The sequence below is a fragment of the Streptomyces sp. NPDC092045 genome, from assembly GCF_044756005.1.
In the GTDB taxonomy this organism is placed as follows: domain Bacteria; phylum Actinomycetota; class Actinomycetes; order Streptomycetales; family Streptomycetaceae; genus Streptomyces.
The window spans coordinates 15871-39826 of sequence record NZ_JBIVSC010000031.1 but is presented as its reverse complement, the minus strand read 5'-3'; the positions used below and the strand labels follow the sequence as shown (position 1 = coordinate 39826).

Below are 23956 nucleotides of genomic sequence, written 5' to 3'. Positions count from 1 at the left end.
CGGCCGGACGAACTCCCACTCGGTGTCCGACAGTTCATGGCGACGTATCACAACACCATGATCCACCAGCGGTGATCATTTGAAGACACTGCCTAGGCCGCGACCTCGGCGAGCTCCAGGATCAGATGCCAGGTCAGCACCATGCTCCGGCCGGTGCTCGCGCGTAGAGCTGGCGGGCGGGCAGGGCCAGGCAGCCCGGACGACGAGGCCACCCAGCCCTGACGTACCGCTGTCACCTCTGGTAGGAGAACAGACGGTCCACCTGAACGAATCCGGCGCTCTCGTACAGGGCGTTCGCCGCCGTACGGTCCTGCTCCGGATCGCCCGAGGCGTCATCCACGTAGAGGATCACCTCGTTCGCGCCACGGGCCGACAGGAAGTCCAGCGCGGAGCCGAGCATCGCCCGGCCCAGGCCGCGACCCCTCGCGGCCTGCTCGACGCCGATCCACCACAGGACTCCCGTGGTGCCCGACAGGCCGACGGTCGCATGGGCCTCCACCCGGCCCTTCTCACCAGCCGTCAGGCGCCATCCCTCGGCCACCGGCTCCACACCTGTCTCCAGGCGCGGCAGACCGCTGGCGGGCAGCGTCCTGCGCATGTACCGCCACTCGTCGCGGGCCGTGAACCCCTGGCCCGTCAGGGCCGCGTGGACGGCCGGACGGTGCGCGACGGGGAGCCCTTCCAGGCCCAGGGTCAGGGCGGAGGCGAACTGGTACGCCTCCCACTTCCGGCAGTCGGCCAGGGCTGTCAGAGCGTGGTCGACCAGAGCACGGGCCATCCCGGTGGATTTTCCGCAATGCATCCACAGGATCAGGCCCGTGCCGTCCTGCGGGCGCACCGCGCAGGAGACGATCCCGAGCACCGTTCCGGAAGAGCCGGTGGCCACGGTGGTGACGGGCGGGTCGAGTTCTTCCCACCATCCGGCGTCGATCCGTGAGCGGCCCGCGAGGGCGTCGGCCAGCATGGGCCGGTCCACGAGCGGCTGTCCGTGCAGCCGGTCGGCGTTGATCAGGTCGAGAACCGTACTGCGGTCCTGATCCGTGTAGGGGCGCAGGGTCAGGCCGGGGACGAGGGGCATGGAGATGACCATGACGTGCCCTTCCTTTCGTGTCCAGGAGACGGGGCGGGCCGGGGCATCCTGCGGGATGCCCCGGCGGTGTTCAGCGCAGGTGTGCTCCCTTCTCGATCGCTCCGTGCAGCCAGTGTTCGATCGCGTGGACCGCGAGCAGGACGGCGGTGTCGGTCTCCCGTGCCAGTTGGTCCGGGTCGATCAGTCCGGCGTCGATCGCGAGCGGCACGGCGAGCGGGTCGAAGCGGGCCGCCGTTTGCGCCAGTGCGCTGCGGACGTACTGCTTGCGGACCGGGAGCGCCTTCCAGCGGTCCCGGGGCAGCAGGGACAGCACCAGGGCCTTGGAGCGCCAGTACGGGGTGGGGAGCCGGGGGCCGTACCGGGCTCCGAGAGGAAGCGCGAAGGCGGCCCTGAGGAACCCTTCGACCAGGAACGGAGACCCCTCGGCCACCGCGCCCGCCGGGCGGATCACCTCGTGCGGGTAGAACGCGTCGTGTGCGTCGGCCTGCGCCCACGACCGCCCCGCCGCTGCATGGTCGGCCATGGTCTGGGCAACCCACTGCCGGGCCCACAGCGTGGCACGGGTCCGGTACGGCTCCGCGAGCACGGCCGGGGCCGTCGGCGCGCACCAGTCCGGCCAGTTCACCGCCCAGTACACTTCGGCGCGCTGCCGAGGCGGCAGGAGTGAGGCGACGGCCGAGGCCGCCTCGCCCACGAGACCGGGGTCCGAACGGGCGGCATCCCGCAGGTACCGCGCCGCCCCGGTCACGCCGTGGACAGCAGCCACCGCGCGGGCGGCAAAGCGGGGTACGCCCAGAGCCTCGTCCGCGCCGTCCCCGGACAGCAGCACACCCGCGCCCCGCGACGCGGCACGTTCGGCCACCGCCGCGTTCAGCTCGGGCAGCGCGTCCAGCCGGGGCCCCAGCGGCGACCACAGGGGCACCGCGCGGGCACGGCTGTCGACCACCTCCACCTGAACCGGCAGGGCGAGATCGCGCACCAGGCGGCGCACCACGGCCACGCAGGAGCGGCCCTGGTCGTCGGTGAGGTCCACCGTGAACGCGATCACCCGGCGACCCTCAGCTACCTTGCAGGCGTGCACCAGGGTGGCCAGGGAATCCAGGCCGCCCGAGACGGCCACCCCGATCGTGTCCGCCTCACGGGTCAGGTCGCGTACGGCGTCGGTGAACACGGCGGACAGGCCGCGCGGGTCGGCCACCGGCTCGACCGCCCGGCCGGGCAGCCTCTCCACGCCGTGCCACATGCTCCCGGGGTAGAACTCCCCCAGGAGCGCTGGCGGGGCCAACAGGAGCCCCACCGCACACAGATCGACCCCCGGGGCGGGGCCGGACAGAGCCAGCGGATCATCCGCCGTCCGCCCGTTCCCGCCCCGGAAGGCTCCCTCTACAGGAGAGATCAACGCTGGCGCAGCGCCATCAGACCACGGACCGCGTCACCGGCGACGCGCAGCGCACCGCGCGCCGCGTCACCCGCGAAACCGCCCTTCGAGCCCTTGCCGTGCGTGCCGTCTCCCGGCGTCGACTTCTTCGACATGTCAGCCTTCCCTTCGTGTGTGTGAATTCGGTTCGCTGGCCGACTGCCACCGCCGACCAACAAGAAAACTATACCACGCATTCACCACTTCAGGGAAGGGGAAACGCGCCCCCGGACACCTTCGTCCACACGGCACTCACGGTCCACCCGCCAGCGACCGGACGCACGACCCCGCCGCCCTTCCCCCGCCGGGCCCCGCGGCCAGCACCACCAGGCGCGCCAAGCGTGCTGCCGCGACACCTCGACCGGTGCCGGGGTTCCGGCTCCGCCGCAGTTCTCGGCCAGCCGGCGCCACGGCCGGCCGGTCGGGGCTCTGTACCGGCCGCCGGATCAGAATGCCCGATGAGGGCCGTGGCCCGGGACGGCTCGCACGTCCGGCCCGGGGTCGCGGCGGCAGAGGGGAGCGTCAGCGGCCGGCGACGGCGCGGACAGCGGCGGCGACCTGTGCCGCGAGGAAGTCGAGACCGTCCGAGGCGGAGGCGGCCTCGGAGAGGTACACCCCCTCGGAGTAGCGCCCGATGCCGTCCGGGAGTTCCGGGGACTCGGGCCAGTCGTCCTCCTCGTACTGCGCGAACTCGATGCACAGGTCGCCGTCGCCGTCGACCAGGAGCCCGAAGCCGCCGATGTACGGGCCGGCGATGATGGCGGCGGTGCCGAAGGAGCCGGACTCGGCGTGCCAGTCGGGGCCGAGGAGCACGACGACGGCGCGGGCGACATCGGAGACACTGAAGGGGTACTCGGTGCCCGGGATGGGCGAATAGCGGCCGTGCTCGTCGTGCGGGAGCGGCGCGGGGTCCAGGCGGGGGGCGACGTGCCCGTGGCAGTCCGTAGGCTCTGCGCGCCGGTGGCCCTCGATCCAGAGGGTGGCGGCATCCGGGCGGCCGGACGCGGCGAGGACGGCCGTCAGGGCGTCGAGTTCCGCGCATCCCAAGGTGGCGGCGAGGCCCGAGGCGGTGGCGTTGCGCGCCCACTCCTCCGCGAACTGGTCGGCGATGTCGGCGAGAGTGGAGGTCTGGTGGTCGGGTTTCTTCATCGTGCGGTCCTTCCGGTGATGCGTCTTCGGTGGAGGTCGGCTGCCACCGCCGACCACGAGAAAACTATATCATCTATACATCACCTCGGTGGGTGTTCTTCCGTACGCTCGGCAGCGCGCCCGGTGCGGTCTCCGCCTGCGCACCGGACGCCTTCTGCTGCCGCATCGGCCGGTATGGAGCCGCGCGTACCGGGCGCGGGCGGCGAATGAGGAGCGGGACCCCCGGTCCCGCACGGGACCGGGCGCGGGGGTCAGCAGCCGGCCTCGGGGTCCTGGGCCGCCGGCAGGGGCTCCCAGTCCAGGGCGCGCGGTCTTGCGGGACCGGCCGTCAACGGCGGCGGTCACGCCGTCCCGGTACGCGCGGGCTCCGGTCATCCGTACGCTCACCGCCTCGACGGTGCCGGTCCGGCCGCGAGCTCCGGCGGGGCCCGGGAAGCTTCCGCAGGCTCCCGCGCGGCCTCCGGCTCAACCGGCAAACGAGCCAGGGGTGCAGAGGCGGGTCACCATTTCACGGACGGCGTGCGGCCCGGCGGCGCGGGTGCCGGGCGCCCTGCTCCCATGCGGGTAGATCGCGCCGCGCAGGATCTTCCCGGAGCGGGCGCCCACTTCCATCCACCCCCATGCCCCGTCGGGGCCGGGTTCGGTCAGCGTCACGTGGTGGCGCCGGGGTGAGGACCGCCACACGGGGAGGAACCCTCGTTCCGCGCCCATCGCCACGACCGATCGCGTGTACGCGTTGAGGCCGTGCGGCGCGGCGGGCAGGCCGAGGCACAGCACTCCGTCCCGCATGGCGAGCACGGCGCCGGACGGGAGGACCGCGCGGACGTCGGCGGGGTCGCGGTACGCAGGCCGCCCGTGTGCGGGGCAGCGGGTGCACAGCAGGATGTCGGCGCGGTCGCCGTCACCTGGCACCAGGCGGGCGGCCGGGTCCGAGCATTCGGGGCAGGGGACGGTTCGCCATTCATAAAGGTCGGCGGGCACGTGGCCTCCAGGGTCGGGAGAGGACGGATCACCCCGGGGGCGGGGTGGGGTGGGGCGGTGGCATGGCACGGGGCGCGGGAGATGCGCCGGTGCCGAGGGGGCTGCTTCTCCCCGCCCCGCGCGGTCACGGGGGGGGAGGTCCTGAGGGGTGGCGCGTCCGGGTGCGGCGAGCGGGAAACCGAGCGGTGTTCCCGGTGCCGCGCGGCCCGCCTCCGCCCGGGGCGCCGTGCGTCGAGTGATGCGCTTCGCGCCTGGCCGCCCCGGCCCTGGCCACCGGACAGGCGGCCGGGGCCGGGGCCCGCCCGGCGGGGCGGGCCCGGGGCCGTCTACGCGGCGAGCGTCACCTTGGGGAGCGGGTAGTCGCGCTCCAGCTCCAGGTCGATCATCTGCTCGGCGGTGACCACGAAGTGCGCCAGGGGGGCCGCCTCCGCCGCCTCCTCCTGCGGAACAGCGAGCACGAAGCCGATGCGGTGGACGGTGTACGCCTTGATCTGCTCCAGGTTGAAGGTACGCATCTCGCCCCGGGTGCGGCACATCGCGCGGACGATGATGTCGCCCTTGCCGGTGGTGAGGATGTTGTGGATCTCGATGGTGCGCACGGACTCCTCGCCCTTGCTGTCGACGTAGGTGATGGTCGTGGCCCGCTGGCCGTCCATGGCGCGGATCAGGTCGGTCAGGGTGCGGGCGGAGGTCTGACCGGAGGTGATCTTCATGGAGTTCGACACGAGTTTCTCCCTGGAGTGCGTGCTTTCGGTGGGTGCTGACCGGGTGCCACCCCCGATCAACAAGAAAACTATACCTCATGCACATCACTTTACGGAAGTCGAAGAAGACCCTTTCCCGATCCGATTCCGCGTCCACCCATCCAGCCGGCCGCGCCACAGCGCGCGCCGACACCCCGCCACCCCCGCTTGACCGAAGTGACGAGTGCTTGATATAGTTATCTCAGTTGGTCGGCAGTGGCAGCCGGTCAGCGACCGCGAAACACGCACCACGACAAATCCACAGCGAGGAGCCCCGAAATGGTCCGCACCTTCCACGACCGCCCCGCGCACCTGCAGCACCAGGAGCGGCCCTGGATCTCCCACCTGAAGGACGGGAGCAGGAAGCCCTACCAGCGGACGAGGCACAAGCAGGACCGTGCGGCGCTCAGGCTGGCACTGCGGTTCGGCGCCGAACCGCCGCTCCCCCGGCGCCGACGCGTCGACTGGGACCAGCACTGAGCAGCCCATACGTAGCGGCCCCGCCGGAAGGCGGGGCCGCTACGGCATGTCCGGGCGCGGCCTTCACACGGAAACGCGCCCCGCTCCAGGGCCGCGCAGGGCGGTGCCGGGGGGAGAGCCGGGTGCGGACCGCGCCGGCCGGGACGATCCGCGCCGGCCCGAGCTGGGCCGGGCAGGCCTGCGCACGTCGCAGGCAGGCCGGTGCGGGGTACGGCAGGCCATTTCCGGTAGGAACGCGGGCATCCGGCCTTGACGACGTGGGCCGGGAGTTGGTCGTCGTGACCAGTCGGGCCAGGGAGGCCGTGCCGCGCCCGCCCCGGAGAGAGCACGTTCCGGGGCGGGCGCGGCGCACGATTGGATGCTCCCCGCCGCTACGAAGCAGTACGGCAGGTCTCGGCGTAGGTGGAGAAGAAGGTGGCGCCGGTCAGCTTGTTCTGCGTGAGGTGCGTGGCGACGGCCTGCTCTTCGCCCCAGGTGCCAAGGTCGCTGGCGAGCGCGGTGGCGTACTTCATGACGGCCGTGCTCAACAGCTCGTACTTCGCCGGGGTCACCACCCGCATACCGGGTACCGGGGTGCCGTACTGGTCGGCGGTGCGGCTCCGGTGCAGCATCACCGGCAGTGCCTTGACCTCCGGGTGCTTCGCGTTGCACCAGTCGACGCTGACGCCGAGCTGCCCCAGGTCCTTCTTGGCGATGGTGTCCGTCACGCAGCCCGTCTTGAGTTCCGTCACGGCGAACTCCTTCGAGGTCAGAGCCCAGAGGTTGTCCGGGCCCTTGCCCTCCTGCTTCTCGGGCCGGGTGCTGACGAACCCGAGGTGGAGGCCCAAGCGGTACCAGGCGTGTTCGGCATCGTCCGATCGCTCTTCGATCTCCCAGACCACATCCTCGAGGATCTTCTTGATGCCGAGCACCAGGGTGATGCCGTCGGTGTACTCCTTGGCGAGGAATTCGGCCGCGGCTCGCGCCTGTACGGCGGCCGGTTTGATCTGGGCGGAGGTCACGCCGGCGAGGGGACGCAGGACGAACTGGTTCTCGCCGATGGCTGTGACCAGGCTCTGCTGAGCGGAAGCGGCGTTGACCTGGTGGAGATAGGCGGCCTTCTGCTCGCGCAGCCACCCGCGCAGCGGCTTGTCGTCGAGGGTGTTCATCGTCTTCTGGAGGCGGTCGGCCGCCTTCTCCGGAAGGCCGGTGGCGGCCAGGTCGAAGGCTTCGCGCAGTGCCACCGCCTCCGGGCGTACGGTGCCGAGTTCGGTGTAGCGGACCTCGGCCAGGGCGCGGCGGCTTCGTCCGGTCCACCGGGGGTCCCGGGCCAGGCACGCTTCGAGGGCCTGGCGTATGTCGTTCAGGCCGCCGCCGTGGATCTGTTCGGCGATTTCCCGGCTGAGGGCGAGCTGGGCCTGGGTCGCGGGCGAGAACATCTGCAGGTGGCGGGGCTCGTGGAGAGCGAGGGCGAGGTTCGCGCCGAGGAGGAGGACCGCGCAGTAGTCCTCGCTGTCGCGGACGCCGCGGCCCATGCCCTGTTCGATCCGCTGGATTTCCCGGGCGAGGCGGACGGGGCTGTCTGCCAGGGCCACGGATTCGCGGCGTTCCACGGCGTCGAGGGGGCGGGGGATGCCGTCGAGGATGAGGAGGCGGCAGGCGCCGGCGGGCAGGTCGACGCCGTCGTACTTGTTGACCAGGACGACTAGGCCCACATGGTCCTTCTGGAGCTCCTTCACTCCGGCCACGAGGTCCTGCACGTGGTGGATACGGTCGGCGTAGGGCTTCCAGGCGGCCGCGGCCCGGGCACTGGGCACGAGGACGACGACGTTGATCGGTTTGGCGTCGGGCACGCCGTCGCGGTCGCCGTCCGCGTACGCGCGGGCGAGCCGGCGCACGGCTTCGTCGTCGAGGTCGGTGTTGAGGGCGATGGGGGCGAGGATCATCCGTTCGCCGAGATCGGCCGCGCTGCCCGGTGTGATCGGCCGGGCGACCAGGGCCGGGTCGGCCTGGAAGTCGGTGACCAGGGCGCTGTCGTCGGCCAGGGTGGCGGTGAGGTAGACGCGTCGGCGGGCCCGGGCGAAGGAGGGGATGCGGTCGATCGGCGGGCACGAGGGCCGGATCTCGATCGCTGCCGATGTCGCGGTCGCGGAGCACAGGGGAAGGACGTGAGCGATCAGCGGCCACGCGAACTTGAGGGCGTCGTCGTTGCGGTGCGGGTGCAGGATCTTCAGGACCTGCTCGTTCTTGTCCGCCCATGCCCAGAAGGGGATGGTGGCGAGCGCGCTGAAGTCCCGCGCCTCGAGGTCGGCCAGGGCGTTCGGGGCCTGGTGGCGCAGGTCTTCGCGGAAGAGGTCCAGCAGGGCCTGGTAGGCATCGTGGCCGAAGGGCACGCGGAGCCGGAACTGGTCCTCGGTGCGTGCGAGTGCGGCGTGGGCGTCGTCGACCACGACGATGCCGAGGTCGACCGGCTGCTTGCCGTCGCCGACGACGCCGAACTGGGACTTGCCGTTGATCAGCTTCTGGTAGTTCGTCACCAGGACGGTGCGCGTCGCGAGGAACCCTGGGTCCTGGGTGTCTTCGGTTGTGGCGATGCCGAGCTTGTCCGCTTCCGCGCGGACCTGCTTGACGAGGTAGTTGTCCGGGGCCAGGTACACGGCCTTGCCGATGCCCTCGTTGAGGGTGCTCTGGGCGATCAGCAGGCCGACCGCGGTTTTGCCGCCTCCGGTGTTCTGCTTGATCACCACGTCGCGGTCATCGCGCCGGTCGAACCATGCGTCGAGGACTTCTCCCTGCTCGTGGCGCAGGTAGGGCCACGGGCGTTTGGGCAGCCCGGAGTAGATGTCCCGAGGCCTCAGGAGGGCCTCGCTGTCTCCTGTGCCGATTCGATCCCAGTCCAGCGGCATCCTGGCCTCCTCACTCCTGTGGACCGGTGGGCCGTTGCTCACCCGGAACGGATCATTGTTCCCGGTTTCAGGATCAAGGGGGCCTGAATTCCAACAGGTGCACCGCACAGCGCCGGGCCGCATGGAGAAGCTCTGCACGGCCCCGGCGTCGTCTGCCGCGAGGGTTCAAGCAGCCGGTACGCGGTTCAGGGTGTGGTGCGGGGGCGTCTGGTTCCCTTACGGCCGTCGCGCAGGGCGTCGAGGAGCTCTTCGGGTTCGGGCCGCAGTCCGCTGCCGAGGTAGCGGATTCCCTCGCCCTCGGGCGGGGTGTCGCTGGCTTTGCCGATGGGGTGCCGGCGGCTGGTGGAGGTCCGCCATCCGTAGCGGGAGTCCCACACCACGGCCGCGGCGGGCTGGCCGGTGTCGAGCAGGACGGCGGCGGCGACGTGTTCCCCGCCGGGCTGGCGCATCTCCACCTGGGCCTGCTGGGCGATGCCGGCCGCGGCCAGGAAGTCGGCGGTCCGCTGCAGGTAGGGCTTGTCGCTGCGGACGTTCAGCTCCCGCTCGGCGGCCACGATGGCGGCGCGATGAGTGCCGGTGGGGTAGCCCAGCTGGATGGCGGCGTCCTTCGGGTCCAGGCCGGGCTGCTCCTCGACGAGGTCGGCGATGCGTCGGCCGCGCACGGTGGCGAGGCCGTTCTGGGCGGTGGGGAAGCGGGTGATGCCCAGGGTCTCGGCGACGGCGTCCACGGTGATGGCGGGGTCGGCGTCCAGGAGTTCGGCGATCCGCGGCAGGATCTCGTCTCGGGGAACCATGTCACCGCTGCCCGCGGGCCGGCCACCGCCGGCGCCCCTGCCGGGGCGGCTGTTCTTGTAGGCCAGGACCAGACGGCGGGGCCAGTGCTCGGTGCCCTTGGGCCCCTGGGGGACGAGAACCATGCCCGCGGCCAGGATCTGGTCCTTCTTGTAGGTGTTCCAGGACACCGGGGCGACGCCAAGCAGCTCGGCGGCCTCGTGGCGGTCGAGGAGATCTTCGTCGTCATCGGTCTGCGGCAGCTCGGGGATCGGCTCGCCGGCGTAGTAGGCCCTGGTCTGCTCCGCGTCCCACATCTGCGCCCTGGCGTGGGGCGAACTGATCGGCGCCGGGTGGCCCTCCGCCGCGTACGGCTTCTGGTTTCGGACGGTGACGAGCTTCTTGCCGAGGGCGTCGGCCAGGTCGGCCATGGTCTGGACGTACGGCAGGCGTCCGGCGCGGATCACGTTCTTCTCCTTCATAGCGGGGGGCGGGGCGCGCGCAGCGCCTCACCGGCAGGGGGTGTCAGTCGGTCGAGGGGCCGGGCAGGCAGTGCGGCTTGCACGGCGCGCCGGCCTCGGCGTCGCCCCCGTCGCGCGGGTGGGCGGCCGCCTCGAGGAGCGGGCGGAGCCGGGCGAAGGCGCTGCCGGCGCCGGCGTGCGGGGTGAGGTCGCCGCCGGCGATGACGTCCAGGGCGTGCGGCGGGTTGCCGGTGGTGCGCATCCGGATACCGGTGATGTCGCCCGGGCCGGCGGCGAGGGCGGGGATCGCCAGGGTACCCGCGGCGGGGGCGCCGGCACCGGCCAGGAGTCCGGCAGGCCGGGTGAGTTCGGCCTCGAGGGTGGCCGGCCACCCCGGCGCGGCGGCCACGGTGCGCGCCGGGACGCCGACGGGATGGGCGAGGGGAAAGGACATAGTGCCTCCAGGGTGTCGGGGTGTGTTCGGTAGCGCGGGCTGCCACCACCCGCAAGCAAGAAAACATTACCCACATTATGTCATCAAAGGCAAGCGGGCAGGTCCGTAGCGCCGCGGCGTTGCGGATAGACTCGGAGACGAGATGCGCCTCTCGGGTTTCCCGGAGTGTGTGTTTTCGGTTGGCCGGCGCCCTTGCCACCCGCCTCGGCGGAAGTGGGCGCCGGCCGCTTTCGTTGCCACCGCACCCGGGGCGGCCCCGCGCAGGGGGACGAGGGACCGGCCCGGTTCTTCACCGTGGTGAGTCCCTCACAACCTCACAGATACACGTCCACCTGGGAAAACATACTGTGAGCCTCACAGATGGAACTCACCACGCCTCTGGTGGTGAGCGGAGCCGCTCCCACTCACCACGACGGGACAGAGAGCCTGACGGAGCGCACGGAGGAACGCGTGCGCGGTGGATGGAGACCTGGGTCCTCCCCGGCGGCGCTCTTCGAGCGGAGCGACCGTTCCTTCCGGATGTAGAAGGAACCGGCTTTGTCAGCGTGCCGTTTCCGGACCTTGCGGAAGGCGCCCGTTGGAAGCAGGGACGGCTTGCTCTTCCCAGGCCGCACGCCAGGTCCTCAGCTCATCCTCGGTAAAGCGGGGCGTCTGCCCGTCCAGCACGCCCTGGGGTACCGCGATACCGCGCAGGACAGAGCGCCTGCGGTACACGCGAGCCGTGGCCGGCTTCCACGGCAGGATGCCTTTGTGCCATGCCTCGGCCAGCGAGTAGCGCACCAGCGCGGGGAGGCCGGAATCGCCCTGGTCCGGCGAAGACCGTCGGGGCGTGGGCGATGGAGCGGGGCGGGCGGGCGGGACGACGGGGCTGTGCCCGCACACATGCGGCCGCTCATGCTCGACCAGCGGTTCCATCCGGGCCAGAATCCTGCTCAGCGAAGGGCCCGGGACACCGGCCACGAGAGCCTGCGCGGCCAGCTCGGCCACGTGCGCCCCGGACGAACGCAACGCCATCACCCTGCGGTTGCGTACTTCCACCGCGTCCGCGAGTTCCTTGAGCATCTGCGTCCAGTCCATGCCCGGCACAACGCCCGCGCCACGGCAAGGTGACGGCCCCGGTCGGTGCCGGGGGTCAGGGGCGGCCCGGCGGTACTGCGTCCCAGAGCGCGTCTGGGCGCCGGGCCTGACCCGTGCACGCCATATCGGCACGGGCTGAGCGGACCCTATCCGCTCCACCTGGTCTTTGACAGGTGATCTTGATCAGTTGCCAGGTGGGTTTGACCGGTTGGATCGGTTCCTACTCGCCGGAGTCCACGGGACGTGCGTGTGCCCACTGCTCTTCGAAGTCGCTCCGGCTGATCTCCTGACTCGCCAGCACCGGATCGAAGAGGTCCACGACCGGTGGATTGAACGACCAGTCGTCAGGACCGCTGCGCAGGACAGTCCCGCCCTCCGGGACTTCCACCTGGCGAAGTCGCCGCCCGTCGGAGCCCACCTCCATCAGGTAGTCGGCCGGTTCATCGTCTTCCTCCCAGCGGCGCCGCAGGTACAGGATGTTTCTGTCCGCCAGCGCGCCGAAACCCTCCTGGCCGCGCTGCGTATCACGCTCGGCCCGCAGCCCGTCCAGACCCGCGGGCATCCGGGGCGCGTCGATGTCAGTCTCTTCCAGTTCTTCCGTCTCGAACCGGGCCATGGTCTGCGGATCGGTGACCACCTCGACCCAGGCGAACGTTTCACGTACCTCCCGCGCCGACCGCGCCCGGACCCACCACCACGAGCCGCCCATGCCGTAGTCGTGCAGGACGAGAAAGCGGCCCTTGTCCGCGACGTTTTCATCCACCATGGGACCTGACCTTAACGACGTACCCGACAAGGCAACGGGCCCAGTCAACCTCACATGACAAACGGTCAAGATCATCTGGCAGAGGACAACGGCCATGGCGCCGGGCCCTGTGGAAAGTTCCTCACAGTCACACAGATGCGCGTCCACCTGGGGAAACGGACTGTGAGCCTCATAGATAGGACTCACCACGCTCTGTGGTGGTGAGCGGGGCCGCCTTCACTCACCACGACGGATCTACACGCCCGCTCCGCTCCAGACAGCTGGAACAAGGCGAGGGAGGACGCCGGTTGTCCGCGGGTCAGAAGGGAGCGGGTGCGGGTGCGTGTTCGGCCGCTGTCGCAGTGGCGACGGCGGCGTCCCGGGCGGCGGTCCATTCGGCTTTGGCGGCGGCCCGGTCCTTCTCCGCCTCGATCTTGCAGCGTGCGCAGAGCCCTTCGGTCTGTACGGCCCGCCCGCATGTCCGGCCGCCGTAGCCGGGGCAGTCGCCCATCTCAGCGGCGGCCGGCGGCTTGGAGCAGACGATGCACCGCAGCCCGGGTGCCACCACGCCGCGGCCGCAGCCGGTGGCGCAGGCGGGCCGCTGGCCGCCGAGGCAGTGCGCGCACCGGTCCAGGCCGGGCAGGGCGTCGTGGGGGCACAGGCCATCGTCCCCGGCGCAGGGCCGGTGGCGGCCGTGGCCGGCGTCTTCCGCGTCCATCTGCGCGCGCCGCTGCGCCCAGGAGACCGGGGTGGGCGTCTCGACCTGGTCCCCCGCCCCACGGGGCGCCGGGCCGTGAGTGCCGGCCGGCTGTACGGGGATGGGGGTGATGCCGGAGGCGGGGCCGATCGCGATCAGGTGGCGCAGCCGTCCGCTGATCACCCCGGCGACCGACGTACGAAGGGGCTGGGGCAGCGGCCGGGACAGAATCGCGTGCCGGACTTCCTGCGGGGTGAAGCCTGTTTCCAGCATGACGGTGACGGTGCGGCCCTGGTCGCGCAGTGAGACGGCGTTCGTGACCGTCCACTGCGGGGCCTCGGCCGCGATCGCCCGCAGCACCTCCACGCCCGGCGTCAGGCCCACCGGCCGCACGGCGCAGACCGGACCGGATCCGGTGTCCTCCTCCCCGCTGCGGCTCTCCGGCGCGGTGCCGGCTGCCGTCGGCTCTTCTGCTGCCGTCGCGGTCCCGTGCTCCTGGTCCTCGACGTCGCCGCCGCCTCCGTCCGTCCCTCCGTCCGTGTTCCTTACGCGCGCGTTCTCTACCCGCACGGAGGGACGGACGGGAGGGTCGGCGGGTTCTTGATCAGGGTTCTCGACAGGGCTATAGACCTTGGGCGTCACCGGTGACGCCACCCCCGCGTCATCCATGACGCCACCCCTGGCGTCACCCATGACGCCACCCCCCTCCGGCACGGGTGGCGTCACGGACGACGCCACGCTCTTCTTCTTCGGCCGCTTGGTGCCCTTGGGCACCCCGCCCCTGGGCAGGATCCCGGCCTCGCGCTTCGCCTTCACCCGGGCCTCGACAAGATCGGCGGCCACCTGCGCGGCCACCTGGCCGGGTGCGAGCGGGTCGGTCCACTCCCCACGCCAGAACTCGCCGTCCCGCAGGTGGTAGACATTCGCGTCGTGCAGCTTCCCGTTCGACGGATCCGGACGCCGCTCCACCCGGAACAGGCCGGCCACCTCGCCCTCCAGCACGGTCCGGTCCAGGGTCTTCACCGACACCCCCAGCTGCGCCGCGAGCTCGGGGCGGTAGGGCTTGCCCCGGCTGGTGTCCCGGGCGCCGATGTCGGCGTAGGTCACCAGGATCATGTAGAGGGTGCGCAGGTTCGTCGAGTACCGCGGATCGCACACCCACGCCGAGACGACCTGCCCGAACGGCAGCCCGCCCCCACGCCGCACCTCGGGCGCCACGCTCACCGGGCCACCCCCGCGAAGGTCTCGTGCGCCTCGGGGGCAAGCTCCGGGCACGTCTTCTCGCGGCCCGGGGTGCCGAGGGCGGGCTGGTTCTCGGCGGGGAGGGCCTGCGGGGTCTCTTCGCTGGTTTTCGTGCGCTGTGTGCGCGTGCCGGGCACGGTGGCCTTCCTTTCCGGTTCCCGTGCGACGGCCCGGCGCTGGCGCGGGTGTCAGGGAGCTCCGTGAAGATCTTTTGCTGGGTCACCACACCCTTCGTCCGCAGCCTCACCGCCCGGCTCACCGCTGCCCGCCTCCTCCGTCACAAGGACATAACTCCTGGTGGTGGGCGTGGTGGTGAGTCTGGTGGTGAGTGCTTCGCCGTCCTTGCCAAGGTGCTTGGGCGACTGGCGGAGAGCTGACGGCTAGGTGTCGCCCGGGTTCGTCCGCGTCGGGTTGTTCAAGGAGGGGGGCGGATCGGGCGGCATGGGGTGGGGTTACAGCAGTTGCTGGATCCAGTAGCCGAGCAGGCTGGCGAGGGTCAGGCCGGTGCCGTAGCTCAGGCCGCGTACGAAGTGGCGTGTGACGGTGCGGCGCCGACGTCGGCGCGGTGGGGTGTCGTTGGTGGAGGGCGAGCTGGAGGCCGGGTCGGGTGACTGCTCCGGTGTGCTGTTCATGTGCCGGATTGCCTTTCTGCAGGCAGAGGCAGGGCAGTCCCAGGAGGGGTTTCTGCCGTGATAGACTGATCGTCTTTTTCTCGTTGGTAATTGCCGGTGCATGCCGTACCGGCCGGTCGCCTGCGTGGGTGCGGTCAGGGCATGACGGTGGTTCTTCCTTGTCCGGATCGTGCGGGAGATGACCGGGCACGGCGGGCGGCGGCGAGGAGGGTGGCGATGGTGGCTGTGTCGCGGCCGGTGACGGTGGCGACGCGATCGATGCTCAGGTGGAGGGTGTCGTGCAGAAGGAGGACATCCTCGGCCGGGGTGGTGGGTAGGGAGCGGTTGGCGAGGACCTGGGTGTGCATGTCCCAGACCCGGGCGGCCGGGCGGGGGTCGGCGACGACGGTGATCCAGTTGTCGGCAACGAGTTCGAAGAGCAGCGCGATCACTATCCGGGCTTCTTCCTGCGGCAGGCGGGCGCGGGCGTGAGCGAGATAGATGGGGCGGTGGAGCTCGCAGAAGGCGTTGAAGGTGGTGGCGAGCAGAGCGGGAGCGGTGCGCTTCATGAAGCTTCCTCCGGGTGGTGCAGGTCAGCCGAAGGACTCGGCCGGGTAACCGGAGTCGTGGGGTTCGTAGGCGGCCTGCCACAGGGGTTCGGCGGGGCACGGCACGCCGTACAGGGCGGTGACCAGGTTCTGGATCACAGGCCAGTCCGGGACGCGGGGGCCATGCAGCGCGGTGCGCAGTTCGAGGCGGGTGAGGCTGCCTTTGGCGGAGGTGAGGATGTCGTCCTCGGTGGGGTTGCCGCAGGCGTAGCGCAGAGCGGCGAGGTAGTTGCGCAGATAGGTGCCGGGGTCGCCGCCGGTGCTCGGCGGGCCGCCCACGGCGACCTCCATGAGCGGTTTGAACGTCTCCGCGGACATGCCGGCTGCGTCCACGATCTTCTTCACATACGTCCAGGACGTGGGCCGTTCCCCGGAGAGCATGCGGGAAAGATAGGAGGCGTGGATCCCAAGGTCCTTGGCGGCCTGCTTCTGGCTGCGACCGCTGCTGTGGTGAAGCCGGGTCAGAGCGGCGGCCAGGCGCTGGCGGGGCTCACGTGTTCCCTGCCCGTTCCTGCTCTCGCCCCCTGCGCGTGAAGCCCACCGGTTAGGGCGCGGCCGGCGGCGGGTCCGGAGCCTTTCCTTGACGTCCTGCGCACGGTACTTCTTGCGCAGCCGGTCCGGGCCGACACCGACCTGGGCGGCCATCGCGGCGAGCGGCTCGCCGTGCGTGCGCCCGTACAGGACGGCGGCGCCGATCAGATCGTCCGTCAGCTCGCGCAGTGCCATAACGAGGGAGAGGATCTCCTCGGGGGGAGGGGGCACGTCGGGCTTGGTGTGGTTGACCGCCTTGAGGAAGGCATCGCTCAGCTTGGCGGCATCCTGAGCGAGCTCGTGCAGGAAGTGCAGGGAGGGGTCCGGCCCGGCCGGCTCAGGTACCGCACTGCTGTCGGGGGTATGCGTAGGGAAGGAACTCACCGCTGTCTACTCTTTCCGGGTGGTGTCACTGGAAGCGGCCAGGCTTTTTCGCCCGGGCCGTGAGGTGATTGACTGCCTGGACGACGTGGTTGCCCGGTCCTGAGCGCGCCTGGGCGAACAAGGCCCGGGTCGGCGACCAGCGTTGACGAAATCCACCGGTGGCCAGGGACGATTCACACAGTGCCGAGTAGGGCAGCGGGTAGCGCCGGTGGGATGCATGCACACAGAAGGGCCTGACGGAGCGCAGGAAATGCGCCCGCACAGGCGCCTGCCCGTGCGGTGCCAACAATGGCAACGCATCTGCGGGTTTGGGCCAGCGTGAAGGGCGGGATGATACCGTCACGACTCGGTTCTCCCGTGAAGGCGGGAACCCGCTGCCGTCGTCGGTGAAAACGCATAAGGGCCTTCCCTATGTAGAGCAACTGACGAAGGACTGGCTAAGAGAGACCCCGGCTTGTGGTTTGGACGCCCCGCCGGGGTCTCTGCATGCCCGGAGCTGCCGGGTCGGCTGACAGTACTACGAAGCGCGGTCGGTCAACGCCGCAAAGTAACGCCGTGGGCATAGGTGTCCGGACACCGCCCCCGCATCCGCTGTCACCAAGACGGAACCGGGAACCTCATCAAGCAGCCCAAGCGATCAGAAGTAGAACCCACACGGTCACGACTGAACGCTTCGCGTCTGATTCCAACACGCCCGCGCGAAAAAACCGGCACCCCGCGCGCACCCGCGCGCCCGGCGCGCGGTGGTTTCCACCCCGCCACGCGTGTCATCGCTCCAAAGAGCTGGACACGCACAACGTTCCGCACCCCGCCTCACAGCATGCCGCAGGCGCCAGAACAACAGCCGAACACCTCAGACTCCTGGTCTTCGACCATCTGCTCGCAGCCCATACCTCAGGCGACGCCTTTCCTCTCTGTCCTTGGCACAGCAAGCCCACGCCAAGGACAGAGAGGAGAAAGGCGAGAGCCGCGGACTCCGCCGGCTACCAGGCAAGTTCACGAACGCCACGATGCTGCAGTGCGGCATGGGGACATCAAGCGACCAGCTGCCGGCCCTGGCTCCTGAGGATGTGCCTGGTTCAGGGTGCGAGGTCCAGGACGCGGACGGGTTCGTCCTTCCAGCGCTGGGGGTTGGTAGTGGCGATGATCGCGCCGTCGGGCCGGTCGGGGGTGGGCTGGGCGGTGTGGTGGGTGTGGGCTTGGGCCCAGGTGTCGTGTGAGGCGATAGCGAGGACGGCGGCGAGGTCGAGGTCGAGGACGGTGATGCCGGGCAGGGCGGCGAGGTGTTCGGCGGTACCGGGGCGGGTCCGGTCGGCTTCGACGAGGGCGCAGGCGGGGGCGTAGAGGTACCAGCCGGGTTCGGCGTGGGCGCGGTGGATGAGGCGGGAGACGAGAATGTTGCCGGTGCCGGCGGCGGTCATCGCACTCTCGTCCAGGACGATGTGGGTAATGTCGTTCACGGGCGCCGGGCCTGGCTGAGGCGGCGGTCGAGCTCGTCGTCCAGAGCGGCCTGTTCACCGGCCGCGGGGGCGTAGCCGTTCCAGGCGTTCAGGGCGGCCCGGGCCTTCTCTGCGCGCTGGGCGCGTTCGGCGGGGGTCAGGACGGTCTCGGCGAGGCGGGCGAGGTAGGCGCGCAGGGACAGGCCTTCGGCGGCGGCGACGGCGGCGAGCCGGTCGCGGGCTTCCTCGGGGATCCTCACATTTGCGTCGGACATGGCGGGTCTCCTTCCTATAGGATAAGGGTACGGGTACGTACCCGTACCCGTCGAGTCGGAGGAGAGAAACCCGGTGAGCACTCACTCCGCGTACAGGCTCGGCGAGGAAGAGCGGCAGCGGGTTCTCGACGCGCATCTGCCGCAGTGGACTGCGGGCGCGGTGCCGCAGGAGCGGCCGGTCGTCGTGGTGGTCGCGGGTCAGCCCGGGGCGGGAAAGACCACGTTCGCCGACCTCGTCCAGGCCGCGCTGGCGCGGCGGGGCGGTGCCGTGCGGGTGTGCCGCGACCTCTACAAGGCCGCTCACCCCTCCTACCGGGCGCTTTTGGCCGCCGACATCCGCACGGCCGGTGCTGGGATCCGGCCGGATACCGGGTACTGGCAGGCTGGAGTCGAGGAGCATGTCCGGGCCTGCCGGTTCGACGCGGTCGTGGAGTCCGCTCTCGCCGACGCGGATGAGTTCCGCGTCTCGTCGGCGGCCTACCGGCGCTCGGGGCACCGTATCGAGATCCTTGTCGTCGCCACGGCGGAGGCGTGGGCCCAGCTCGGAATCCTGGATCGTCTCCTGGACGGGGCGGCTGGTGGTGAGGGCGCTCGGTATGTGGGGTGGGACAACCTCGGCACTTGCGTGGAGGGTCTGCCGGTGACCCTGGCGGCCGTGGAGGCCGAGCAGTTGGCCGACCGGATCACTGTGGTGCGGCGTGACGGCACCGTGCTGTACGACAACGAATTCGCTGATGGCGTGTGGCGGCGCCGTACGGCCGCCGACCGTGCCGTCATCCGTGAGCGGCGCCGCCCCTGGAGCGCGACGGAGACAGCCGTCTTCCACCACGCGCTGACCCGTGCCGAGGTGCGGGTGCACCGTGATCTGCCCGAGGACGAGCGTCTGGCCGTGCACCGCGATGCCCGGCGGGCCGCCGCGCTGGCCGAGCCGGTCCGCCGCATCGCCCAGCCCCGGCGCCGCGCGCCCGGTGTCGACTACCACCGCCTGTCCGCCGAAGAGCACAAGTGGGTCTTCGACGAGCTGATCGCCCCCTCCTACCTGAACGGCATCATCGGCCGGGACGATCCACGGGCGGTGTATGTCCTAGGCCAGCCCGGCGCGGGCAAGCTCAGGGCCGCGCGGATGGTGCGGCCGGGTACTACGCATCTGGTCGGCGACTACCTCAAGGCCCAGCACCCCGACTACTACAAGCTGCTGCGCGACGATCCCCGTGAGGCCGGAGCGGCGATCCGGGCCGACTACCGGGCCTGGTTCACCCGGGCCGAGAGTTATGTCCGTGAGCGGCGCGGCGACGTTCTGATCGAAGCAGCGCCGGGCAGCGTGCAGGAACTCTTCAACAGCGCACTGCCGTACGCCACTGGCGGTTACCCGGTTGATCTCGTCGTTCTGGCCGTCCGTGAGGCCGACAGCCGTCAGGCCACCGCTCTGCGCTACGCCCGCGCTCTCCAGCGTGGCGCCACCGGCCGGTTCACCAGCCGCTCGGGACACCACACCTGTTTCCACGCGCTCGCCGACGTCGTCACCGCCTCCGAAACCCATCCGCAGATCACGTCCATCACCGTCATCCGCCGCGACGGCCACGCCCTGGTGCGCCACGAGAACGGCAGCGGAGCCGGTAGTGCCACGTGGGCGCTTGCCGCCGAACGCCTTCGCCCCTACACCGAGCAGGAGGCCGCCGCCTTTCTTCGCCTTCACCACGGCCTGTGGAAGGCGCTGCCCCGGCACCGCGACGAACTGCAGGAGATTGCCGCGCTCGCCCGCCCGCTGATGCCGCCGGGGATGCAGCCGGTCCGGATCGACCGGCCGCACCCCCCGATCTGGCCTCTGCCCGTTGTGCTGAACAGGCCGGGCTATGACTCGTTGAGCTCCTTCAGCCGCGCCGCGTAGACCTCGGCGATCCTGGCCGTCTCCTCCGGGTCGGCGGTCGCGAGCTGCTGCTGATCGGCGAGCGCGGCCTGACGGCCGGCCTTCAGCTCCTCCATGCGTTCCTCATCCGGCACCGGCGCGCGATGCTCCGCGACGAGCTGGGCGGTGTACCAGTTCACCACCTCCTGGATGTCTTCCACCGCCGCTTGCTCCTCGTCGGCTTCCAGGCCGGAGAAGTCAGGCACATCGGGGTCGGCCACGGTGACCACCCTCCCTAAAGTTGATCTTGCTAGAGGGTGTCATTCTCCTTTGTTCCCTGTTCTTGGGCCGCCGGGCCCTGCCGTCTGGCGTTCTTGCGGCACTCGTCGGGCAGCCGCATAGCTTTCAGTCCCAGCCCCTGAGCTCGCAGGTGCATGCCGAAGTCATCACTCAGCACCCGCGTCTCCGTACCAGGCTTGAGCTGATCGAGCTCGGCCGCGCACAGCAGAATCTCCATATCCGCATCCCCACGCCGATGCCCAGGCGGATCCAGCCGGACCTCCAGCGTCACCCCAGGCCGCACCGTGACCGGCTCGCCCTCCGCGCCTTCCAAAGCTCTCTGGAGATAGCGAATCGCCTGCGCCGCCCTTTCCCCCAACTGGCCCTCACCCGACTTCTGCCGGTCCAGCTCATCGATGACAACGAGCGGCACCACCAGCCGTACCTCGCTGGTACGTATACCCTCCCCGCGCAGGACATCGGGCCACTTCACCTGGGCCGGAGACAACCAATGGACCAGCATGTTCGTGTCGTAGACCACCGGCACACCGGGCCGCTCGGCGTAGGTACGCAGGAGCTTCAGATCGTCCTGGACCTGCTTGAGGAACTCGATCTGCTTCTCGGCTTCCCGCGTCATGATCCTTGGGGTCACACGAGACATCGGACCGCTACTCACGAGCATCCTAAAGTGGCCGTCGTACAGGACGGCGTTGAAGTCGGGCTCGATGAAGTACTGGCCCAGTACACGTTCGGTGTTGTCGACCACCCGGAAATACTCGTCCCACGGTTGTCGACTGCTTTGAAAGTTCTGCCACAGCAGCAGCGCTCTGCCCAGAACCGGCTCCACGGCATCCGGGGTGAACCCGGGCTTGAGTCTCATCAGGTGATCCTCCCAGCGACCGCCAGAGAGGGGCGGGCGTTTTAGCCGTTTCCTCCAGCACGGGGCGAGGCTGAGGCGCATTCAGGGGATGCTGTCCATCAAGGCCCCTGGCACGGGCATAGGTTGGGCGCAGTTGATCACCGATCGGGGGACGGGCATGGCGGGACGGGATCTGCGGGCGCTGTTCAGCAGCAATGACCGGGGCGTGTCGACGGCGGAGGCGTTCACCAACCGTCAGGCCCAGTGGGAGCTTCTCGCGGCCGCGCTCGCCGAGCACCTGGAGCGCGTGGCCTCGCTCGGCTTCGACGTGGAGGACCTGGAGGCGCCGCGGGACAACGTGCTGGTCTTCCACGGCATCGGCGGCATCGGCAAGACCACCCTGTCGCGCAAGCTCGAGGCCGCGCTCGCCGGGGCCGAGGGCCGTCCCGCCCAGTGGGGTGAGCCGTCCTGGCCCGGTACGGCACGGATCCTGCCGGTGCGTATCGACCTCGCCCGCTCCGCCGGCACCGGCTTCGAGCAGTTGGTGCTCACGATCCGGGCCGCGCTGAGCGCTCTGGGCCGTCCGCTGCCCGCCTTCGACCTCACGCTGCGCCGCTACTGGGAGGCGCGGCATCCCGGCGAGCCGCTGGAGGAGTACCTTCAGCGCGGCGGGATCACGGCCCGGTTCGGCAAGGCACTGCCGCAGCAGATGCAGTCCGCGCTCTCGGACGTCGCCCAGGCGCTGCTGCTGCCCGGGACTGTGGGCAGTGCGGTCGGGCAGCTCACCGGCTCCCTCGTGCGCGCCCTGCGTGAACGGCGCCAGACCGTGCGCGCGCTCGCCTCCTGTTTTCGGCTTGCCGATCTGCTGGAGGCCGAGCCCGACCTGGACACGCTCTCCTTCTACCCGCACCTGCTGGCCTGGGATCTTCACCGGCTTCCGGCCGACAAACGGGTGATGCCGGTGATCTTGCTGGACACCTTCGAGGACGTCGGCGACCGCACGCACCGTGACCTGGAGCGCCTGATCCAGCGGGTGGTGTGGCTGATGCCGAACGCGTTCTTCGTCATCACCGGCCGCTCCCGCCTGCAGTGGGCCGAATCCGCCCTGCAGGGCCAGCTCGACTACACCGGGCCCACCGCCTGGCCCGGTCTCGCCCTGTCCTCCCGGCCGCCTGCCGTCCCGCACGCCCGCACCGTCACCGTGCCCGGCACTGCCCCGGTGCGCGCCCGGCAGGTCCTGGTGGGCGACTTCGCCCCGGAGGACTGCGACGACTACCTCGCCCGCCGCCTCGAATCCGACGGCACCCCTCTCATCCCCGTACCCGTCCGCGCGGTGATCACCGCCCGCTCGCACGGACTGCCGCTCTACCTCGATCTGTCGGTGATGCGTTTCCTCGAGCTGCGCCGCGCCGGCCACACCCCCGAGCCGGCCGACTTCGAGCACGACTTCGGCGCCCTGATCGCCCGCACCCTGGCCGATCTCACCCCCGACGAGCGCCACCTGCTGCGCTCGGTCAGCCTGCTCGACGCCTTCGACACCCAGCTCGCCACCCGGGCCGCCGGCCTCACTCACCAGGCCGCCGCCCGCCGCCTGGCCGAGCGCCCCTTCATCAGCGAAAACCCCTTCGGGCTGTGGCCCTACTACCTTCACGGCCTCATCCGCTCCACCCTCCGCAGCGCCGACGACCACACCGACGACCGCTGGACGCCCGCGGACTGGGAGGCTGCCGCTACCCGGGCGCTGGCCGCGCTCGGCGAGCAGTGGAGCAGTGGCCCGGAGCGTGACCGGCTGCTCCTGGTCGGCTGCCTGCGCCAGGGCCTTACCCTCGCCCGTGACTTCCGCCTCGGCCTGGGCTGGCTCACCGACGCCGCCTGGGCCTACGTCTCGGACTCCGTGTGGGAACCCGTCGCCCCGCCCGCCTCCACCAGCACCGCCACCGTCGCGGCAGGTGCGGGGCTGCGGACGGCGGCCGACGCGCTGGCCGAACTGCTTTCCACGCTTGCCCGCCGCCAGCACGAGCACCGCGCTCTGACCGCCGACCGGCTCACCGCCCTCACCGCGGCCGGCCTGCTCCCCGGCGATCTGCAGGAGATGGCCGTCTACTACCTCGCCAAGGCCCAGCGCGACCTCGGCCGCTCCGCCGACTCCCGGCGCGGCATGCGATACGTCGCCGACAGCGACAGCCGGCTCGCCCCGGCAGCCCGCCGCGGACTGGCGCACCTGGCCCGCCTGGCCGGAGACTTCCCCACCGCTCACGCCGTGGTGCCAACCCTGGGCTGGGCCGGACGCCACCACCGCGTCGACGGCGACATCTGGTGGCCCCACGGCGACATGCTCCGTGCCGCCGCCGCCTACAAAGCAGCCCGCACCGAAGCCGAACAGCACGGCATCGCCGGCGAACGCGCCACCTCCCAGGCCCAGCGCGCCTTCACCCTCGCCTTCGCCGACCCCCAGCGGGCCGACGACGAGATCGACCTGGCCCGCCACCTCATCTCCGGCCTCACCCTGCGCCAGAGCGGCCACACCATCGACATGGCCGCCCTCGTCCGCGACGCCGGCACCGACCGCGACGTCCTTAACCGCGCCCACCTCCTGCGCGAGGAGATCCGCCTCTCCGGCGTCGCCATCGCCACCGCGATCCTCGAACTGGCCATCTGCTTCCACCAGGCCGTCCTCGACGACGACCAGGGCGTCAGCGACACCATCACCCGCCTTCACGACCAGACCAATAGCGGCGACTACGCCTACTACACCGACATCGCCCGCTTCATGGCCGACCTACCGCTCCCCCAGCTGTCGGCTGCCCGCTGGATCACGAGCGAAGAACACGTCCGTACCACCTGGCGCCATCTCGTGCGAAACCGCCAGGTCTACCTGAGCACCCGGCACTGACCTGCCCCGATATATGGCGTGGCTCTGGTCTTCCTATCG

General features: G+C 70.7%; 24 protein-coding genes. 3 read left to right on the top strand and 21 right to left on the bottom strand.

Annotated features, from left to right (window positions below; all coding sequences use genetic code 11):
* Positions 1–92: 92 nt before the first annotated feature.
* The 7 genes from ACIQKA_RS33625 to ACIQKA_RS33595 all read right to left on the bottom strand — a co-directional run bounded on the left by ACIQKA_RS33625 (position 93) and on the right by ACIQKA_RS33595 (position 5362).
* Entirely contained in the window at positions 93–236 is a 144-nt protein-coding gene (locus ACIQKA_RS33625) for a hypothetical protein (protein WP_402543250.1), read from the bottom strand.
* Positions 233–1090, bottom strand: coding sequence for a GNAT family N-acetyltransferase (locus tag ACIQKA_RS33620; RefSeq protein WP_402543249.1), 858 nt, complete (start codon positions 1088–1090; stop codon positions 233–235). The genes ACIQKA_RS33625 and ACIQKA_RS33620 overlap by 4 nt, the downstream gene beginning before the upstream one ends.
* A 70-nt stretch (positions 1091–1160) precedes the next feature.
* Entirely contained in the window at positions 1161–2333 is a 1173-nt protein-coding gene (locus ACIQKA_RS33615) for an asparagine synthase-related protein (protein ID WP_402543248.1), read from the bottom strand.
* A 152-nt stretch (positions 2334–2485) separates the two neighbouring features.
* Positions 2486–2623: a hypothetical protein gene (locus ACIQKA_RS33610; protein ID WP_381735770.1), complete on the bottom strand. Its 138-nt coding sequence runs from the start codon at positions 2621–2623 to the stop codon at positions 2486–2488.
* A 406-nt stretch (positions 2624–3029) separates the two neighbouring features.
* Positions 3030–3656: a hypothetical protein gene (locus tag ACIQKA_RS33605; protein WP_402543247.1), complete on the bottom strand. Its 627-nt coding sequence runs from the start codon at positions 3654–3656 to the stop codon at positions 3030–3032.
* Positions 3657–4121: 465 nt separating this feature from the next.
* Positions 4122–4637, bottom strand: coding sequence for a hypothetical protein (locus ACIQKA_RS33600; protein ID WP_402543246.1), 516 nt, complete (start codon positions 4635–4637; stop codon positions 4122–4124).
* 326 nt (positions 4638–4963) lie between these two features.
* Positions 4964–5362, bottom strand: coding sequence for a WYL domain-containing protein (locus ACIQKA_RS33595; RefSeq protein WP_402543245.1), 399 nt, complete (start codon positions 5360–5362; stop codon positions 4964–4966).
* A 297-nt stretch (positions 5363–5659) separates the two neighbouring features.
* Between ACIQKA_RS33595 and ACIQKA_RS33590 the strand changes: the two genes are divergently transcribed.
* The gene (locus ACIQKA_RS33590) at positions 5660–5860 is read left to right on the top strand and encodes a hypothetical protein (RefSeq protein ID WP_402543244.1); all 201 of its coding nucleotides are present in this window, start codon (positions 5660–5662) and stop codon (positions 5858–5860) included.
* A gap of 371 nt (positions 5861–6231) precedes the next feature.
* Here the strand turns inward: ACIQKA_RS33590 and ACIQKA_RS33585 are convergent, their stop codons facing one another.
* From ACIQKA_RS33585 to ACIQKA_RS33530, 12 genes are all read right to left on the bottom strand, one after another.
* Positions 6232–8745 carry a DEAD/DEAH box helicase family protein gene (locus ACIQKA_RS33585; RefSeq protein WP_402543243.1) on the bottom strand — a complete coding sequence of 838 codons (2514 nt, stop codon included), beginning with the start codon at positions 8743–8745 and terminating at the stop codon, positions 6232–6234.
* A 185-nt stretch (positions 8746–8930) separates the two neighbouring features.
* The gene (locus ACIQKA_RS33580) at positions 8931–9983 is read right to left on the bottom strand and encodes a hypothetical protein (protein WP_402543242.1); all 1053 of its coding nucleotides are present in this window, start codon (positions 9981–9983) and stop codon (positions 8931–8933) included.
* A gap of 58 nt (positions 9984–10041) precedes the next feature.
* Positions 10042–10431, bottom strand: coding sequence for a hypothetical protein (locus tag ACIQKA_RS33575; protein ID WP_402543241.1), 390 nt, complete (start codon positions 10429–10431; stop codon positions 10042–10044).
* Positions 10432–10971: 540 nt separating this feature from the next.
* Positions 10972–11508 carry a hypothetical protein gene (locus tag ACIQKA_RS33570; protein WP_402543240.1) on the bottom strand — a complete coding sequence of 179 codons (537 nt, stop codon included), beginning with the start codon at positions 11506–11508 and terminating at the stop codon, positions 10972–10974.
* 220 nt (positions 11509–11728) lie between these two features.
* A complete protein-coding gene (locus ACIQKA_RS33565) occupies positions 11729–12274 on the bottom strand; it encodes a hypothetical protein (RefSeq protein WP_402543239.1) in 546 nt (181 codons plus the stop codon).
* A gap of 298 nt (positions 12275–12572) precedes the next feature.
* Positions 12573–14174 (bottom strand): hypothetical protein, encoded by a 1602-nt coding sequence (locus ACIQKA_RS33560; protein ID WP_402543238.1) that lies wholly within the window; start codon positions 14172–14174, stop codon positions 12573–12575.
* Positions 14171–14329: a hypothetical protein gene (locus ACIQKA_RS33555; protein ID WP_402543237.1), complete on the bottom strand. Its 159-nt coding sequence runs from the start codon at positions 14327–14329 to the stop codon at positions 14171–14173. Before ACIQKA_RS33555 ends, ACIQKA_RS33560 begins: the two co-directional genes overlap by 4 nt.
* Positions 14330–14644: 315 nt before the next feature.
* Positions 14645–14824, bottom strand: a complete 180-nt coding sequence (locus tag ACIQKA_RS33550; protein ID WP_402543236.1) for a hypothetical protein — start codon at positions 14822–14824, stop codon at positions 14645–14647.
* A gap of 134 nt (positions 14825–14958) precedes the next feature.
* The gene (locus ACIQKA_RS33545; RefSeq protein ID WP_402543235.1) at positions 14959–15372 is read right to left on the bottom strand and encodes a hypothetical protein; all 414 of its coding nucleotides are present in this window, start codon (positions 15370–15372) and stop codon (positions 14959–14961) included.
* Positions 15373–15396: 24 nt separating this feature from the next.
* Positions 15397–16326 carry a helix-turn-helix domain-containing protein gene (locus ACIQKA_RS33540; protein WP_402543234.1) on the bottom strand — a complete coding sequence of 310 codons (930 nt, stop codon included), beginning with the start codon at positions 16324–16326 and terminating at the stop codon, positions 15397–15399.
* Between the two features lie 1079 nt (positions 16327–17405).
* Complete coding sequence (locus tag ACIQKA_RS33535) at positions 17406–17786, bottom strand: hypothetical protein (RefSeq protein WP_402543233.1); 381 nt, start codon at positions 17784–17786, stop codon at positions 17406–17408.
* The gene (locus ACIQKA_RS33530) at positions 17783–18040 is read right to left on the bottom strand and encodes a hypothetical protein (RefSeq protein WP_402543232.1); all 258 of its coding nucleotides are present in this window, start codon (positions 18038–18040) and stop codon (positions 17783–17785) included. Before ACIQKA_RS33530 ends, ACIQKA_RS33535 begins: the two co-directional genes overlap by 4 nt.
* A 73-nt stretch (positions 18041–18113) precedes the next feature.
* Between ACIQKA_RS33530 and ACIQKA_RS33525 the strand changes: the two genes are divergently transcribed.
* Positions 18114–19928: a zeta toxin family protein gene (locus ACIQKA_RS33525; RefSeq protein ID WP_402543231.1), complete on the top strand. Its 1815-nt coding sequence runs from the start codon at positions 18114–18116 to the stop codon at positions 19926–19928.
* Here the strand turns inward: ACIQKA_RS33525 and ACIQKA_RS33520 are convergent.
* A complete protein-coding gene (locus ACIQKA_RS33520; protein ID WP_402543230.1) occupies positions 19892–20167 on the bottom strand; it encodes a hypothetical protein in 276 nt (91 codons plus the stop codon). The two genes, ACIQKA_RS33525 and ACIQKA_RS33520, sit on opposite strands and share 37 nt — an antisense overlap.
* A gap of 29 nt (positions 20168–20196) precedes the next feature.
* Positions 20197–21045: a PIN domain-containing protein gene (locus ACIQKA_RS33515; protein WP_402543229.1), complete on the bottom strand. Its 849-nt coding sequence runs from the start codon at positions 21043–21045 to the stop codon at positions 20197–20199.
* A gap of 157 nt (positions 21046–21202) precedes the next feature.
* Between ACIQKA_RS33515 and ACIQKA_RS33510 the strand changes: the two genes are divergently transcribed.
* Complete coding sequence (locus ACIQKA_RS33510) at positions 21203–23917, top strand: ATP/GTP-binding protein (protein WP_402543228.1); 2715 nt, start codon at positions 21203–21205, stop codon at positions 23915–23917.
* The last annotated feature ends 39 nt before the right edge of the window (positions 23918–23956 follow it).